At 62.3% G+C, this 16,890-nt stretch carries 11 protein-coding genes; 1 reads left to right on the top strand and 10 read right to left on the bottom strand.

Features of this window, described 5'->3' with window-relative positions:
• Window positions 1–207: hypothetical protein (locus IEX85_RS24100; RefSeq protein ID WP_229722094.1), on the top strand; the 207-nt coding region annotated here is incomplete at its 5' end.
• Here IEX85_RS24100 and IEX85_RS23670 read toward each other — a convergent pair.
• The 10 genes from IEX85_RS23670 to IEX85_RS23625 all read right to left on the bottom strand — a co-directional run bounded on the left by IEX85_RS23670 (window position 190) and on the right by IEX85_RS23625 (window position 16,144).
• A complete protein-coding gene (locus IEX85_RS23670) occupies window positions 190–462 on the bottom strand; it encodes a hypothetical protein (protein ID WP_188863116.1) in 273 nt (90 codons plus the stop codon). The two genes, IEX85_RS24100 and IEX85_RS23670, sit on opposite strands and share 18 nt — an antisense overlap.
• 166 nt (window positions 463–628) lie before the next feature.
• Window positions 629–1,999: a DUF1329 domain-containing protein gene (locus IEX85_RS23665; protein WP_188863115.1), complete on the bottom strand. Its 1,371-nt coding sequence runs from the start codon at window positions 1,997–1,999 to the stop codon at window positions 629–631.
• Between the two features lie 53 nt (window positions 2,000–2,052).
• Entirely contained in the window at window positions 2,053–3,633 is a 1,581-nt protein-coding gene (locus IEX85_RS23660; RefSeq protein ID WP_229722093.1) for a DUF1302 domain-containing protein, read from the bottom strand.
• A gap of 429 nt (window positions 3,634–4,062) precedes the next feature.
• The gene (locus tag IEX85_RS23655) at window positions 4,063–6,762 is read right to left on the bottom strand and encodes a winged helix-turn-helix domain-containing protein (RefSeq protein WP_188863113.1); all 2,700 of its coding nucleotides are present in this window, start codon (window positions 6,760–6,762) and stop codon (window positions 4,063–4,065) included.
• A 160-nt stretch (window positions 6,763–6,922) separates the two neighbouring features.
• Entirely contained in the window at window positions 6,923–7,264 is a 342-nt protein-coding gene (locus IEX85_RS23650) for a hypothetical protein (protein ID WP_188863112.1), read from the bottom strand.
• Between the two features lie 213 nt (window positions 7,265–7,477).
• The gene (locus IEX85_RS23645) at window positions 7,478–8,593 is read right to left on the bottom strand and encodes a saccharopine dehydrogenase family protein (protein ID WP_229722092.1); all 1,116 of its coding nucleotides are present in this window, start codon (window positions 8,591–8,593) and stop codon (window positions 7,478–7,480) included.
• A 33-nt stretch (window positions 8,594–8,626) separates the two neighbouring features.
• The gene (locus IEX85_RS23640) at window positions 8,627–10,246 is read right to left on the bottom strand and encodes an AMP-binding protein (RefSeq protein WP_188863111.1); all 1,620 of its coding nucleotides are present in this window, start codon (window positions 10,244–10,246) and stop codon (window positions 8,627–8,629) included.
• Between the two features lie 11 nt (window positions 10,247–10,257).
• On the bottom strand, window positions 10,258–11,487 hold the full coding sequence (locus IEX85_RS23635; protein WP_188863110.1) for a thiolase family protein: 1,230 nt from the start codon (window positions 11,485–11,487) through the stop codon (window positions 10,258–10,260).
• 44 nt (window positions 11,488–11,531) lie between these two features.
• Complete coding sequence (locus tag IEX85_RS23630) at window positions 11,532–12,767, bottom strand: acyl-CoA dehydrogenase family protein (protein ID WP_188863109.1); 1,236 nt, start codon at window positions 12,765–12,767, stop codon at window positions 11,532–11,534.
• A gap of 179 nt (window positions 12,768–12,946) precedes the next feature.
• Window positions 12,947–16,144, bottom strand: coding sequence for an AAA family ATPase (locus IEX85_RS23625; protein WP_229722091.1), 3,198 nt, complete (start codon window positions 16,142–16,144; stop codon window positions 12,947–12,949).
• Between the last annotated feature and the right edge of the window lie 746 nt (window positions 16,145–16,890).

Genomic DNA, 16,890 nt, shown 5'->3' with positions numbered 1-16,890 from the left:
GCTTTTGTTTGCCCTATCCCGACAAGCGCCCACACGAATTACCTGATCAATCTGTTAAAGAGCGTGCTGAGCGAGACCGATGCGCTGGCCTTTCGTCTCAAGCGAGGCGCGCTGTTTTGCGTCTCTCAAAGCGAGGTGCATATTCTAGCAACCTCTCGTTCCGAGTCAACTCTTTTTTTTCAACTTCCGTCACCGTGGCGACTGTGAATCAGAGCTGCTTCGAAGGCCGGTCATTATCGTCATTTTCTTATGAAAATCAACAACTTGTTTCCAACCTTCCCGCTGGTCCCAACCGCCGTTTCCGGCTGTCTCCCCAAGCGAGGAGGCGAATTCTACAGCCATGAGCGGGAGAGTCAACAGCCATTGTAATAAAAACTCAAAAAAGCTCAAAACAGACAACTGCTGAACAACAAACAACCAATTCGAATAATAAGCCAAGCCTGAATAAAGGGATTCTGCCACCCGGTTAAAACCGGGTATCTGATGCCTTTAATTGCAATAACTGGGAGAAGGTATAGCCAGGGAAAGAAAAGAGCCCCCTCACCTCTCTTTAGCTTGGGGGCTGCTGAGCCGGAACCGATGACGGTGTGCGACAAAAGGCAGCCGGACTTCCGGCTGCCGGGCTGAGTCAGCGGCGGCTCATCTGGCGCACCGTGGACGGAGAATAGAAGCCATCGTCCTCCCCTTCGTAAAACTTGATCGGTTCGATATCCAGCTCGTTGAAGGCGTAGGTATCGTTTTGCAGATCGGCGTGCCAGTATCCCCGGATCACGGTCACCGGCTGGTCATAGGCGTTCAGCAGACTGGCGAAACCGGCTCGCCAGATCTCGCCGCGGCCGTCGTAGATATCGGTGGCTACCGCGGCCCAGCTATCCTCGTCGAGATAGAAGGTGCGCTTGCCGTATACATGGCGCGTACCTTCCTTCAAGGTCGCTTCGACCACCCAGACGCGGTGCAGCTCCCAGCGGGCGTAGTCGGGGTTGGGATGCCTCGGCGTGGCGATTGCTTTGATCTCGTCGTCGCCCTTCTTGGCCGCGACCAGCATCCCGTTGTTGTTGTACGGAATGTACATTTCTTTCTTGCCCACCAGCTTCCAGTCGAAACGGTCCGGCGCCCCGTTGTACATGAAAGAGTCGTCGTAGGTCGTCTGGCCGGCGAACTGGACGTGCGGCGTATCGTAGGCGATGGTCGGCGCCCTGCGCACGCGACGCTGCCCGGGAATGTACTGCCAAGCCTGCCGTGGCGACGACGCCGCATTCACCGGGTCGCGTACCAGTATCACCTCACCCTTGCGCCGCACCGGAAGCGAATACTCGAGCATCAGGTGGAAGGTGTCGCCACCGAAGCTGTCCAGGCTGCCTTTCGAGTTGTAGTAGGGATAGGTTTCCCAAAGGTCGCCGGCGCCAACGCTCCGGTCGCCATTTGGGTAGACCGTCAGGTACTGGTACTTTTTGAAGGCCCCTTCGCCGAGCCAGCGCAGGAGGTGATTCCAGATCGCCTCGTGACCATTTTGCGGAATCGGGAACGGATAGCCGCCGTAGGCATTCGCGACCCCGTCGCCGCCACTGATAAGCTCGGCGCGGGTGGCATTGGCCCGGGTCTGGTCGTAGACGAACTGTGGCGCAGCGGCGGTGCGGTGGCTCGGATAGACCGGCATCCGGAAGGTATCGGGATACTTCTCGAACAGCGCCTTCTGGCCTACGGTCAGCCTGTCGCCATACTCCTTGTAGTTGCTGGCATCGATGACGAACAGCGGCTTTTCATCGGCGAAGGGGTCGATGCGCGGGCCGCCCGGCACGTATCCGGCCGGCGCCTTGGTCATGCCGCCGGTCCACTCCGGGATGCTGCCGTCGGCGTTACCGGCGCGTTCGGCGCCGACCGGGGTCAGTTCATTACCGAGCCTGGCCGCATCCTCGGTGGACACAAAAGCCAACGCGTGGCTGGACGCCACTGTCAGGGCCGTGAGGGCGAACGGCATGATCGATTTGCGGAATTTCATCGGTCTACTCCTTAGCAGCCTCGGGGGTCTGCCTGATTGTTATTGGAAGAGAGTTAGAAGCGGTATTTGTAGTAAAGGGAGAGGTAATCCCGGTCCGCATTGAGATGTGCGACCTCTAGCCGGCCTTGGTCTTCAAGGATGTCGTCGGGGTCGGTCAGGAACCAGTTGTAGCTGGCCCCGAAGCTGTGGCCGCCGGTATAGGTGAAATCCGCCTTCAGGCCTAGTACCTCGCTGCCTTCGGCAAAGGTGAAGGGTACCGACGAGACACCATTGAAATCGTTGCGGTAGGTGGCGCTGAGGTTCAGGTCCAGCCCATTGGCGATACCGTAATAGTCCGCCGACAGACGGCCGACGAAACCCGAGGCGCTGCGATCCCCGTCCAGCGCGCCCTTGGTGTCGTTGACGTCGATCCCGAGACCACGGGCAGTGGCGTCATCATCGATGTGCAACACCCTGTTGTGCCCTATCTCGGCCAGCAGTACGAGGTTGTCCCAGAGCGATGAGGCACCAAAGACGTGGGACACCGACACCTGCGCCTGCAGGGTGTCCGCCTCGCTGTAATAAAAAGCGGCCGGGTGCGCCAGCCGCACCGGCTGGCCATGGCGGTAGTTGAACTCGCCGCTGATATTGGTATCGCCGAACACCGTACCGAAGCTCATGCCGAGCAGCTCGATGTCCTCGAAATGCTCGAGCTCGATGCCCGGAGCACCGAGGAACTGGATGGCCGGCGTAAAGTCGTTGAAGCGCAGGTAGTACAAGCCGAATTCGGTATTGTTGAGCTGTTCGGCCAGGTAGCGCAACGCGACGCCATACTGGCCCGCGTCCGGCTCGTCCCGCCGTACGCGCAGGTTGGCCGGATCGAGCTCGATCGCATCCCCGTCCACCTCCTGGCCGATAACGTCCAGGACGTTGAAGTAGCTGCCGGGGGCGTCGATGCGGGTTTTCTCCCACTCGTACTGGAAATAGGCCCCCATCGAAACGCTGTCTGTCAGGTCGATCTCGCCGTAGACCTGGCCGATAGGCAGGAAAATATCTTTCAGTTCGACGCCCGGCGCGTTGGCCTTGGTGGCATCCAGCGGGCCCTGGGCTGAGGAGATGCCACCGTTGATGAACAGGCTCTCGCCCCAGTTGACCGCCTGGCGCCCGGCACGCAGGCTCAGCCTGCGGTCGCCGATATCGAAACCCTGGTAGAAAAAGGCGTCGAGCAGCTCGATATCGGACTCGTGCAGGTCGATGCCGTCCTGCTGATAGGGCTTGGGCGTACCCGTACCAAGCAGCGGGTTATGCTGTTCGGCCAGGGAATCATCGTTGTAGACGTCGTCGTACCAGCCTCGAACGCGCAGGAAGACGCCGCCGTTACCGTAATTCGCGTCCAGGTCGGTGCTGAAGCTGATCCGGTTCTGGATCATGTCGCCCTGGTCGAAGTTGCGGTTGCCGTCGTCGCTCAACAGCGCCGGCACCTGGCCGCCGCCAACCGCAAGGATGGAGGGGTCCCGTTCCTCCATGCGCCACTGGGCGTCATAGGTCAGGGTAGTGTCGAGGTCCAGAGTCAGGCCGTTGTCCAGCTCGAACGACAGCGCCTGCGCCTGGGGCATGGCGGCACACGCCAGCACGGTCCCCAGCGTAGCCTGCACGATTTGATGGTACAGAGGCGCGCGCCCGCAAGCCGCCTGCCTGTCTGCAGATAGAGGGATTGCCATCTTCGTGATTCTCATCGTTGTTGTTATTGGTCGAGTCCTGCAACGGACTCCGGAAGTGAGTATCACGTTAACAGCGCGCGGGATGGCGCCCACCACCCAAAAGGATGGAAACGATGCGCCGGTGGCCGAAACGCCAAAGATGGGTTGCACGACGCCCTGGCCGCAGCAGTGCCGGATACGCCGTACCGAGGCGTCGCTCCACCCATCCTACGATTTACGTTTTCCCGCTAAAGCGCGATGAACTAAAGATAAGCCATCACCTTAGCAGCGGTTTCAGCAGCGGTTTTGGGCTAGGAAGTTGCATGCCGGGCCCTGATGACGCGCGTGCGCCATGCCGGCCGGCGGGAAAAGGCGTGTAAAGGATTACTCGATGAGACCGCGACGGCGTGCTTCTGCCAGTGCCTCGGTGCGTGAGCGGACCCCGAGTTTTTCGTAGGCTCGCCGCAGGTGCCACTTGATGGTGTTGATGGACAGGAAGAGCTTTTCGGCAATCTGCTCGTTGCGCAGCCCTTCCCCCACCAGCGCCAGGGCCTCCAGCTCCCGGTCGGACAGCGGCTCGACCAACGATTCGCTTTCCGCCGGTTTATCGGCGGCTTTTTCACCGGCGGCGTCAAGCAGGATACGGCTGTAGTCACGGCGATGCCGGGCGTCGGGATCCGGCTGTTTCTCCAGGTCACGCACGAGCGTCTTGAGCGCTTCTATCAGCCAGCCACCCTCGTCGAGGAAACTGCGCAGCGCGCCGGTCCTGCGGCCGATATCGAGGGCTTCGCCCAGCGCCCGCCGAAGCTCTTTCTGCCGGCCCAGCTGATGAATGCAAAGCCCCTCGAGGAGCAACAGCCGCAGCCGTCTTAACGGGCGCCGCTCGGCGGCCTGCAGCAGCGGCGGCAACCGGTCGAGAACGGTCTGAGCCTCGCCCGCGCAGGCCTCGACGCGGAGCCCGACAAGATCCGGCGCTACCCATTCGTCGACCGGATGCATATAGCCGGCGGGCGCCGGCACGAGAGTCTGCGACTGCAACTTGTCACTCAGGGCGCGCGCCTGCTCCAGGTCACCGCGCTGCAGTGCGAACTGCACCCGCTGCCAGCGCATCGCTTCGACCAGTCGCGGCAGCGGCCAGCGCAGTCCGGCGACTTCGCCCTCCTCCAGACGCGATTCAGCCATCTGCCATCGGCCCTTTGCAAACGCGATCCGTGCCAACGTCAGGTATCCCAGGATCACCATATCCGGTGCGGCATTGTCAGCCCCCACCGGAAAATAGCGATTGAGCAGCTGCTCGGCCTCGTCGAGTGCGTTGAGCTCATACAGCAGATCCACCTCGAGACCGTTGACGACCCCTTTTGCGGTCTCGGACACGGAACTGTCATTAACGGGCTGACCGTAGTCCGGTCCATAGCCCACCAGCCCGGCACGCTGACGGGCGGCCGCCAGGTTTCCCTGCGCGCGCTCCCTCATCGCGGCAATCAGCGCAGCGTAGGCGACCCCGAACAGGCTGCCGGCTTCGAGGTGGGCGGCATGGGCCTGCAGCGCAAACTGCTGGGCCTTTTCCAGTTGCCCCGCGCCGATGCATCCGTAGGCAATGATATTGGACAGCACCCCGCGTTCGAAATAGGCCTCAGGCCGCAACTGCCCAAGATTGGTTTCACCGAGTTCTGCTGCGGCCGGGGCTCTGTCATCGATCACCAGCAGCAGCGGCTCCATCGCCGGCAGTGACAGCGCACCCGGATCGCCTACCTCCGACCTGTCGGCCTGATGCAGTATGCGCAGGTAATGTGCGGCCCGGTCACGCTGATGCATCAATAGATGCACCCAGCACAGATCGGCCACCAGCCGCGGGCTTTTCAGCAGACAGGCCTCCGGTATTCTGGCGGCAAGGCCGGTCAGGGTCCGCAGCTGGCCCTTCTGTACCAGGACGTTACTGATGGATGCGAGCAGATCGCCCGCCAGCTGAGGATTTGCCGCGGCGACGGCATGGTGGATTGCCTCTATTTTCGAGTCGTGCTCCGCGAACCAGCGGGCGGCGGCCTCGTGAAGGCTGCTGACCTGGTTTGGAAGCTGTCGTTCGAGGCGGTTGAGCAGGAACTGACGTACCAGGCGATGCATTCGAAACCAGCGCCGCTGCGGATCGATCGGCTGGATGAACAGGCCCCGCTTGCAGAAGCTCTGCAGCTGGACCTGGGCACCCAACTGTCCGGTGAGCGCTTCGCACAGAGGCGCGCTCATCCGGTTGAGCACCGCGACGCTCAGCAGGAACAGTTGCTGTTCCGCCCCCAGATGACGAAACACCTGCTCGGCAAGAAAATCGGCGATCTCTTCGACCTCACCGCTGAGGTGCTCGATCCAGGTCTGATTGTCGTCCCAACCCGCCATGCACAGCAGCGCGAGCCGGATTCCGGCCATCCAGCCTTCGGTTTTCTCGACCAGCTGCTGGGTCTGGGTATCACTGAGGCGATTGGCAGCCTGCAGTGTCGTCAGCGATTTCGCTTCGTCGAGATTCAATCGCAGGTCCTGGTCATGCAGCTCGAACAGTTCGTTCGAAAGCCGGAGCCGTCCCAGTTCCCAGTCCGGCGTCTCGCGCGAGGCGACGATCAACTGAGTGCCGGGCGGCAGTTGCAGGCTGAACCAGTACAGCAACTGCAGGCATTCGGCATTGACGAGCACTTCTAATTCGTCGATGCAAAGCAGCGACGGCGACCCCGGCGCGGCAAGCAGACCGGCCAGCTGCGCAGCATGGTCCCGGGTCACCCGGTGCAGCTCGAGGTCACCGGGAAGTTCGCCCCGCAACATTTGAAACAGGTAGGTGTATAGGCGAACCGGATCGTTGTCGTCCTCGTCCAGCGTCAGCCAGGCCACCCGTTCGCCGCTGTCCTGCTGCCGCTGACTCCACTGTGCCATCAGGGTCGACTTGCCGTAACCCGCCGACGCGCTGATCAGAACCAGCCGTTTGTCACGGTTCAGCTGCAATTGCCCGAGCAGACGCTCGCGCTCCAGCAGGTCGTAGCCCCAGCGGAGCGGCGGCGCGAGCTTGGTTTCAAGTACCGAAAAGCCTTGATAATCGGCGGCCATGGGAGTGCGGATGCCTGTCCTTCGTTGTTATTGTAATGAAGTCTGCATCGATAAAAGCACAACGCCGCGCCAGGATAAAGCGCGACGCCGTTATTCAGGATGCCGCCCGATAGGTCATCGAACGGTTCTGACGTAGCAAGCACTCGGCGAACGCCAGGGATTAGGCAAGATCTCCCGTCACCAACGCCAGGAACCGCCACGACAGCTGGCCGAAGTAGAAGTAGGCCACGAACGTCAGGAAGACCAGGCCCTTGGCGATACAGCCGAGCAAAATGAGCGACCGCTCCCCGGCAGGATCCAGGCTGATCCAGTAGTAGCCCAGGCCGAACATCAGCACCAGCAGCGCGAACAGGTGCAGAAACAGCGGACTTTCGACCGGCGGCATATCGAGGAGCTTGAAAAGTGGGTTATAGGCGAATACCAGTATCAGCCCCACGGCCCAGTTGAACAGGGCGGCCGACTTGAACAGCATCCGATGGTAAGTGTCTCTTGTGTGGTTCATGGTCATCACCTCTGCCCGGCCGCCGGTACGGGTACCGGCGAGGTGCCTGGAGGCAGGTTTGTTTGTACTCGGGCTCGAGATCGGGCGCGCCTTTCCTGAAGCCATCCCGCAGCGCACAAGGCGCAGGTGCCCGGTCTCCGGGGCGAACCCTGCCTGTCCGACAGGATTCGCCCAGGGCACGGGCGCCCACGGCAACAGCCTGCGCCAGCCCGCTTAGTCGGGCAGGTTGCAGTGGCCGAGTTCGTGGAAGGCCGCCAGCAGTTCTCGGTGGCCGAAGGCTGTCGCTGCCGACTGGAAACCGACCCGCTTCAGCCGGCCGTCCAGAAGTCGCTGGGTGGCTTCGGCACAGATCTCGCCGGTGAAGGTGTAGGGCGCGCTGAGGTTCAGGCTCAGGCTTCGGGTGACCTGCTGCCCCTGGCCGTGGCAGACGATCACGGTACGGCCGGTGTCGAATCGGTCCTTGTCCGGCTCGCCTGAGCACATCTCCTGGCCGATCTGGTTGGTCAGCTCCTCCTTCTGCTCCGCCGTCATGCCCACCGACTTCTCGTTGAAGTCCTTGATGACGTTGACCACCGCCGAAATGATGTCGTCACCGAAGGCCGTCAGCACCTTGCAGTTGCGCACCCGGTCGTCGCTCCTGAGCCAGACCGGCTCGCAGGCGCCCCCCCAGGGCAGCGCCAGGTAGGGATTCATTCGGTGCGGTACATTGACGGTATAGGCCCGGTCGTTGGGCCATGCCTTGTATTCGTTCTGTTCCAGATAGAACTGACTCTCGGCATTGCCCTGCATGCGCAGGAATGACTTGGTCGACGCTTCGGACGGCAGCGCATTGTCGATCTGGTAGACAATCTCCAGGCTGTCGACGCCCTCGGTTTCCAGTACAACCTCGGCGGCCAGCGCGCCGGCGCACCACATGTAAGAGCAGGCCGGACTCAGCAGCAGCCCTTTGCTGGCAAAGGCCTCGCCGTATTTTTCCTCGATGGCGCGGGTCCAGTCCTGCTCGCCGGTCGTATCGAGATAGTGGCAGCCCGCCTCCAGCGCACACTCGACCACGGGCCAGGCGACCTGCATGAAAGGGCCGGCGACGTTGATCACGACATCGACCTTTTCGAACAGCGGCATCAGCTCGTCCGGACTATTGCTGGCAATGACGATCTCGGCATCGACCGGCTTGCCGTGGCGCGCCTCGACGACCTGCAGCGCCTCCTCGAGGCGGGACCGGGTGCGACCGGCCATGTAGAACGGGATACGACGATCGGCCAGGGCCTCCGCGATCAGCTTGCCGGTGTAGCCACTGGCTCCATAGATCAGGACTTTGCGATTGCTCATGATGACTTACCTCTTGTTGTCGTTATAGGTCGTTCAGGATGCTTGGGCCTGGGGGCTGTCAATGCCGAATACACGATCGGATCGGCTATCGAACATGGCGATCAGAAAGCGCTCCTGCGGCTTCTCCGACGCGGTTTTGGGGATGTCGTCGACCAGCTGCAGGTAACTTGGTATGAAGTTGGCCTCCAACTCGGTCTTGCAACTGCGAAACACTTCGCCGGGGTCGAAGACAGCGCCGGGGTCCGGCACTATGGCCGCGACGATGTCTTTCTCCCCGGGCGCGCCGGACGCGGCCGGCACGCCGTAAACGAAGACGTCGGACACTTGCGGCTGCTCGGCGATCACCTTCTCGATATACGCCGGGTTGACGAAATCGCCGTTGCGGCGAATGCCGCCACCATCGCGGTAGTGGAAGTAGAGCCAGCCCTCCTCGTCCATGTGGCCGATATCACCCATGCGCAGCCAGCCCCCCCGGGTCTTCTTGCGCGAGGCTTCCGGGTTCTTGAAGTAGGTAACCTGCGGCGTCGAGCCGTCGGCGTAGCGGAAGCAGATCTCGCCGGCCGAGCCCCGCGGGCACTCGTTGTCGTCGGCATCACGGATGGTCACCGTCATCGAGGGCGGCGCCATCCCAATACTGCCGACCGGCCCCCGCCCCATCGGGTTGAGGGTCAGACCACCCTCGGCAGCGCCATAGAACTCGAAGACCTCGACGCCGAAGCGGGTCTTGAAGTCGTTCCAGATCGCCTTCGGCATGCCGGCACTGATGACGTAACGCACCGGGTTGTCGGCGTCGTTGTCCTTTCGAGGTTCGCTGTAGATGGCCGTGGTCATGCCACCGAGCAGGTTAAAGACGGTGCAGCCATAGCGGCGGGTGATGTCCCAGAGCCGACTCTTGGTGAACCTGCGGCTGATCACCGCGCGCAGCCCCATGTTCAGCGAGCAACCCAGTGTCAGCAGTTGGGCATTGGCGTGGGTCAGCGACAGCCCGGTGTAGGGACGGTCCCCGGGCTCGAGGCCCAGAAAGGTTCCCAGGCTGCTGACCTCGCCGAAGCGACGGTGCGGCGCCCGGATCGCCTTGGGATCGCCGGTGGTGCCGGAGGTATAGAGCATCTGCATCGGAGCGTCGGGGTCGACCGACCGGATCGGCTGCTCGACGACCGGCAGGCGCATGATTTCCTCCATCGGCACGGCGCCGTCCCGCAGACCGCAGTCGAGCCCGGTATCCAGCTGAATCCCCCATTCGAGTGCCGGTAACTCATCACGGACCGAGTGGAGATTTTCTTCTGCGTAATCGGCGAAGATCACGCCGCGACACTCGGCGAACTCGAGCATGTACTTCAACTTGGCGCCCTGAACCCGCGGGTCGATGGGCACGAATACCGTGCCGGTAATCGACGCGGCGATCATGGCCTCCACGAATTCGGGATGGTTCTGCAGCAGCAGCGCGAAGCTCTGGCCGGGCTCGAGGCCCCGCTCATCGAGCGCCGCGGCGATCCGCTGGGCATTGGCCCAGAGCTGGGCATAGCTGCGGACCTCTTCGCGACAGGCGCCCGTTGCGTCAATGTTCACGAAGGTCAGCACATCAAGGTCTGGCTGGGTCTCGACCCGGTTGGCGATCAGGTTCGCCAGAATCAGTTCATCTCTCGTTGACATGGTGAAGCCTCCTAGCGGGTGAGGATGCTGACGACCAGCGCCGCCGCATCGCCATTGATGTAACCGCCGCCGTTTTCCGCCAGCGCTACGCGAGCGCCATCCACCTGGCGGTTGCCGGCCTGGCCGCGCAGCTGCTCGGTCAGTTCGACGATCTGTGCCACGCCGGTGGCGCCGATAGGATGTCCCTTGCGCAGCAGGCCGCCGGAGGTATTCACCGGCACCCGGCCGCCGAGACGGCTGTGCCCCTCCTCGACGAAACGTCCGCCCTCCCCCTTGGCGCAGAGGCCGAGCTGTTCGTAATAGATCAGTTCAGACGGGGCGGAGGCGTCGTGCAGCTCGATGCAGCTCAGATCCTCCGGACCGACACCCGCCTCCTCGTAAGCTTCCCGCGCGCAGGTTTCCGCAATCGAGAGACCTTCGACAGGATCCCAGCCGCTGCGCAACACCGAGCTTGCCACCTTCACCGGATTGACGAGCCCCAGTTGCCGGGCCTTGCGTTCGCTGACCAGCACCACGGCGGCGGCACCGTCCCCGATCGGCGAACACATCGGCAGCGTCAGCGGATAGGCGATTTCCGGGGCAGCGAGCACCTGCTCGACCGTCAGCGCTTCACGGTACTGGGCACGCGGATTGAGGCTGCCGTGGTAGCTGTTCTTGGCGGATACGGCGGCAAACTGGCCCTGGGTGGTGCCATAGCGACTCATGTGCTCCAGCGCCATGGCGGCATAGATATCCATGAAGACCGAGCGCTTCGCGCCGGCACCGTCCATGTCCAACTGCATGCCGGCAGCCCCGGCACGATCCAGAACCTGCTGGACGACACCATCGTAGTTCTCGACGTCCACCGCGCCGGTGAAGACCGAGAAGGTTTTCAGCTTGTCCTGGTGATAGAGCTTCTCGGCGCCGGTGGCCAGCACCACGTCGTAGAGGCCCGCCGTCACCAGAGTGCAAGCCTGGTTGAAGGCGGTGGATGCGGAGGCGCAGGCGTTCTCGATATTGACCACCGGAATGCGGCCGATACCCATCTCCCTCAGCGCCACTTCGCCGGGCACGCAGACCTGCCCGACGATGGTGCCGGCAGCCGCGTTACCCATGTAGGCGGCCTGCAGATCGCCGGCGGCAATGCCCGCATCCTTCAGCGCCTGGTCGATCGCCTCAATGGTCAGGGACTTCAGGCCCCGGTCGATATGCTTGCCGAAGCGGGTCATCCCGACACCGGCGATGTAGACATTCTGTTTCATTGGATTGACCGTTTTCGTCTAGTTGGAGAGCGATGCAGAGGCTTTCAGAGAAGCTCGGGATTGAACAGCAGTGCCCCGCCCTTGAGCGCCAGCACCTCGTTGCAGCCGTCGGCGATCAGGCCCGCCCGGGCATCGCGCAGCAGCTTCTCCATCGGGTACTCCCGGGTCAGGCCATTGCCACCGAACATCTGCAACGCCTCGCTGGCGACCTCGAAGGCTGTCTGGGTGGCGGTGATCTTGGCGGCGGTGGAGCCGTGCAGCGCAGGCGAAGGCGCGGTGGCATTGAATTCCATCACCCGGCGCACCAGGGCCCGCGCCGCCTCGACCTTGCGGAACATGTGGAACAACCGATAGCGGACGTTCTGGTGCTGGATGATCGGTACGCCGCCCTGCTTGCGCTCGTGCGCGTATTCCAGCGCATGCTCGTAGGCGGCGCGGGCGAGGCCAACGAACAGCAGGGCGACATGGGGATTGGCTTCGCTGAGCATGTCGTAGGCCAGCTTCTGGTACGTTTCCGGCCCCGCCAGCAGGTGCTCGACCGGCACCTCGACGTTGTCGAAATAGAGCTCGCCCTGGTTGAGGCCGCGCATGCCCATCTTGTCCAGCGGCTTGCCGCGACTGACGCCTGGCAGGTCCAGCGGCACGATGATGGCCATGCCCGGCTGGACCTGGCCGTCGATATCGGCGTGACAAAACAGCGCGCAGACTTCGGCGGTTATGGCACCCGAAACCCAGGCGGACTTCTGGCCATTGATCACCACCTTATCACCGTCGATGCGGGCGACGCAGTTAGGGCGGCCGTAGGCGCCACCCGACGCCTGCAACGATGCGCTTGCATCAAGCATGTCGCTGCCGTGATCCGGCTCGGTGATGGCCCAGCAGCCACGCTTGCCTTCGCAGTATTCCGCCATTGCCAGATTGCCGGCCAGCAACGAATACATCACCGGGAAATGATTGACGAGAATGGCACCGGCAAGACCGACATCCCCCCAGGCCAGCTCTTCCGAGGCGATCGCCAGCAAACGCATCCGCTCGACGGGATCCATATCCGCCATGGCAGTGAGGCTCAGCCCCAGGTCCTTGGCCTTTTCCAGCACCTCCCACAACGGCGAGTCGACGGCTACCATCTCGTCGGCGCTCAGCCGGTCGAGTTGGGTGCCCGCGGGACGGAGCACCTCCCTGGCGAATCGGTGGGTACTCTCCTGTACCATCATCTCCATTTCGGACAGTGGCGATTCGAGCCCGCTCAGGCCCAGCGGCGGATGAAATTTGGCGTTCATCGGTGACTCCTCATTGTTTTTGTTCGATAGTGACCGGGTCGGTGCCGGAAGCATCGGGTAGGACAAATCTAGCAAGGCGGGATATGGCAGTACCCATCCCAAAGGATGGAATTGGCGGGTGGCTGAAAATGGTGTCAGCGAGGAAGAGGGGCCCGACTTATGGCAGGCAGCGGCGCAGTTCAGGCATCCTGGTCGAGTTGAGCCAGCAATGCCCGAGCCGTAAGGGTATCGGCCGTATCGGCCCCGTTATCGGCGGTCTTGCAGATCCGTTTCAGGATGTGTCTGGCGCCATCCGTACGCCCCTGCCGGATCTGCAGTCGCGCCCGGGACAGCAACGCGCGCTCCATCAGGAGGCGGGCTCCCTGGCGCCGCGCAATGACAATGGCCCGGCGAAAACAGCGGTCGGCGACCGGCAAAGGATCATCGTCGCAGGCCTGCCCAGCCTGTCTGGCGACAAGGGCCTCCCCCCGCAAGCGATGAAACTCCGCCTGAAAGAAGCACTCACCGGTACGATCCGAAAATGCCTGGGCCTCGGCAATAGCCGCCAAAGCCTCGTCGATCTGGCCTGATCGCAGCAGCGCGTGCGCCAGGAGACCCAGAAACTGGCTCAGGAGCACCCGGGCGCCGGTTGCCCGATAGGCCTCCAGCCCCTGCTGTATCTGCCGAATGCCCTCTTTGGGCTGGTCCAGCTGACTCAATGACCAGCCGTACAGCACCCTGCCAAAGGCGGCCCAGTACGAGAATCCCCGCTCCGCCGACAGGCCCATCGCGGCTTGTGAAAGATTCCGCACCTCCGGGGCATCCCCCCGCAACTGACAGCGCACGGCGGTCAGACCCAATGCAAAGGCCAGGCTGGTTGGGTGCGCCAGCCGCTTCGCCAGACCGAGCGCCGCTCCTGGCCCCGCCTCGACCCGGGGTTCGCCCGCGAGCTCCCGCACCAGGGAGAGATAGGCAAGGCCGAGTACCCCGGGATCCAGTCCGTAGAAAAACGCCATCCCTCGGTGCCGGCCGGCGTCGTATGCGGCGACAGCCTGCTGCAACTGGTGTCGGGCCGCATCCAGCCTGCCAAGGAAGAACAGCGCCAGCCCCATCAGGCACTGGGCTTCCAGCCGCTGCTCCGCATCACCGGAATCTTCCGCCAGCGCCAGCAACTGCTCGGCCAGCTGGTGCGCCGACTGCAGTTCGCAACGCACCAGATGATAGGCATAGCGCCCATAGAGGGCGGAAAAAAGCTCCGGCGTTTTGCCGACCTGCTGACAGAGCTGCGCGGCCCGACGATAAGTCCTCTCGACTTCCGGCGCCGCGTATCCCCTCGATGCCATCCAAACCGGCCCCAGCAGCAGACGTAACGACAATTCCTTACGGGCCCTTTCCGCCGAACCGGGTAAGCGTTCGAGCAATTCGAGGGCTGATGCAATATGACCGGCCGCCTCGTCGACGGCACAATGGCGGGCGGCTTTCTCTCCGGCACGCGTCAGGAAATGGACAGCCTTCTCAATATTGCCGCTTTGCCGGTAATGATGTGCCAGCTCGGTGCAGTGTTCCTCCAGCCTGTCCGCGAACAACGACTCCATCGCTTCGGCCGTGCGTTCATGCATCCGCCTGCGCTGCTCCTTCAGCAGGGTGCCATAGGCGACCTCCTGGGTCAGGGCATGCTTGAAGCAGTAGGCCACTTCCGGAAAGGACAACCTTTCGTAGATAAAACCACCCTGCTCGAGTCGAAACAGCAACAGGCGCAACTCTTCCTCAGCATTTTCCAGCACCCGCAATACCAGGCTCCAGCTAAACTCCCTGCCGATCACGGCCAGCGACTGCAGGACCGCCTTGGCTGCCGGCATCAGTCGATCGAGGCGCGCACTCAGCACGCCCTGAACCGTGGTGGGTATCTGCAGGGATTCAACAAATCGCACCAGATGATAGCGGCCGGGACCGCCGCCGAGCACCCGTTCCTCGACCAGAGTCTGGATCAACTCTTCCAGAAAAAACGGATTGCCTTCTGCCAGCTCGGTAACCTTTGGCCAGAGAGGGGCAAGGGACTTGTCATCTCCCAGCAGGACCTTTAGCAGCGCTTCGGATTCGAATTTGCCGAGCGCATCGAGTCGCAGCTGGCTATAGCCGCCCCTCGCCGCCCAGTGATCGCAATATTCGGGACGATAGTTCACCAGCAGCAATAGCCGCGCGTCGCCGATGCCAGCGACCAGAAAGTCGAGAAAGGCTACCGTTTCACTATCCAGCCACTGCAGATCTTCGAAGATCATCACCAGCGGCTGCAACCGACTTTCAGCAAGCAGTAATCGCCGCAGAACGTCGAAAGTGCGTCGACGCCCAAGCTCCAGGTCCATCTGCATCAGCGAATCGCTCGCATCATCGAGACCCAGCAACTGAAGAACATAGGGCAGGCCGTCTTCGAGGGACGTACCCAGAGCCTCAACTCTGACCTCGACCTTCTGCTTGCGCAGCAGGTTGTCGTCCTGCACTGCGATCTCGAAGTACTGCTTCAGCAACTCGATCAGGGGCAGATACGCGAACGCCTTGCCATGGGATACCGAATAGGTTTCCAGTACTCGACAGTCCTGAGCACAGCGGTGCTTGAACTCGTAAAACAGCCGGGACTTGCCGACGCCGGGTTCTCCAACCACGGCAACAACCTGGCCCTGCCCAACCCTGGCCCGCTGCAGTGCGCCGCCGAGTTGATCGAGTTCCGCCTGCCGGCCTACGAAGCGAACCAGCCCTCTGGATTCAGCCACTTGCAGCCGCGTACATCTGGTCTCGGGACCCAGCACCTCGAAAAGGCTGACGGGCGCATCGATTCCCTTGACCGGTATCGCACCCATGGCCTTGAGCTCGAAATATCCCTCGACGAGCCGCCGGGTCCTGTCGCTGATGACGACGGAACCCGGTGATGCCAGCCCCTCGAGTCGAGACGCCAGATGAATCGTCTGCCCGACGGGATCGTAGTCGGTCTGAAGATCCTCGGTGCGGATAGCCCGCACGACAACCTCGCCGGTATGGATACCAACACGAATGCGCACCGGGCTACCCAGCTCCGTGGCCATACGAGCCGCAAAGTCTGACATCGACTTCTGCATGCGCAGCGCCGCATACAATGCACGGTGGGCATGATCCTCATGCGCAATGGGCGCTCCGAACAATGCCAGAATGCCATCACCCAGCGATTTGGCGACATAACCTTCGTAGTGATGGACCGCCTCCATCATCAACCCCAGCACCGGGTCGATCAGACGACGGACATCTTCCGGATCGAGGTGCTGGATCAAAGCCGTGGAACCGGCCATATCGGCGAAAAGCGCGGTGATGAGCTTGCGTTCGCCGCCAACATCAAGCGTGGCCTGCGCTGCAAGAATACGTTCTGCCAAATGCCGGGGAGTGTAGTGAATGGGTGCAGGTTCCGGTAACCGCTCCCCATTATGCGCCGCATCGAATCGGCTGCCACACTGGTTGCAGAAGCGGGCATTGGAGGGATTATCGGATCCACAGCACGAACATTGCATCAACTGATCGCCTCCGCTGCCACTAAGATCAGTCAGGTACCTGATTCAGCATAGATGAGGATACTGGAGATCCTGGCAAGAGCTCGCTACAGACGGGAAATTTGTTCGGCGGCGGATATAGAGCGGATGGGATCAGGGGGTCACGCAGGACCTGAAGCCGAATTTTCGATCTATACTCGGAGTAGCCTGACGGGATGCTTGGCGCCTCGGGCTGCGCCCGAGCCGTCCCGCGAACGGGTACGCTGCGGTCGCCAACACACCCGTAGGAGCTGCGCCCCCGCAGCGAACCCGGCGTGCCGATGGCGATAATCTTTAACCTTGTGTTCATGCCCGTCAGTTTGGGTATGCCAATCCTATGGGCGGAAGGCGCTGTCAGGCCCCGCCGCTGACTGAGGCCGGCAGTCTATCGGGCAGGATGGGTTAAGCCGCCATCGGCACCTGCCCCGGGGGCCGCTCCCGGCCTAGGGCGGCGAACCCATCATAGCGATCGCAGTACAGATCGATGGGCTTCGGCTGGCACTGTGCCCAAAGCGAAAAACCCCGGCCTCATCGAGACCGGGGTTTCCGTAATTAGATGCTTGGCGCCTCGCGCAAGCGCGAGCCGTCCCGCG

The organism is Marinobacterium nitratireducens (assembly GCF_014645375.1).
GTDB lineage: Bacteria > Pseudomonadota > Gammaproteobacteria > Pseudomonadales > Balneatricaceae > Marinobacterium_A > Marinobacterium_A nitratireducens.
Note: the sequence above shows the minus strand (reverse complement) of the source record. Positions and strands in the feature narration are given on the sequence as shown.

Coding starts and splice junctions, on each gene's coding strand:
- IEX85_RS23640 (WP_188863111.1), bottom strand. CDS start 10,246: ATGTCAACGAGAGATGAACTGATTCTGGCGAACCTGATCGCCAACCGG.
- IEX85_RS23665 (WP_188863115.1), bottom strand. CDS start 1,999: ATGAAATTCCGCAAATCGATCATGCCGTTCGCCCTCACGGCCCTGACA.
- IEX85_RS23630 (WP_188863109.1), bottom strand. CDS start 12,767: ATGAACGCCAAATTTCATCCGCCGCTGGGCCTGAGCGGGCTCGAATCG.
- IEX85_RS23655 (WP_188863113.1), bottom strand. CDS start 6,762: ATGGCCGCCGATTATCAAGGCTTTTCGGTACTTGAAACCAAGCTCGCG.
- IEX85_RS23635 (WP_188863110.1), bottom strand. CDS start 11,487: ATGAAACAGAATGTCTACATCGCCGGTGTCGGGATGACCCGCTTCGGC.
- IEX85_RS23645 (WP_229722092.1), bottom strand. CDS start 8,593: ATGAGCAATCGCAAAGTCCTGATCTATGGAGCCAGTGGCTACACCGGC.
- IEX85_RS23650 (WP_188863112.1), bottom strand. CDS start 7,264: ATGAACCACACAAGAGACACTTACCATCGGATGCTGTTCAAGTCGGCC.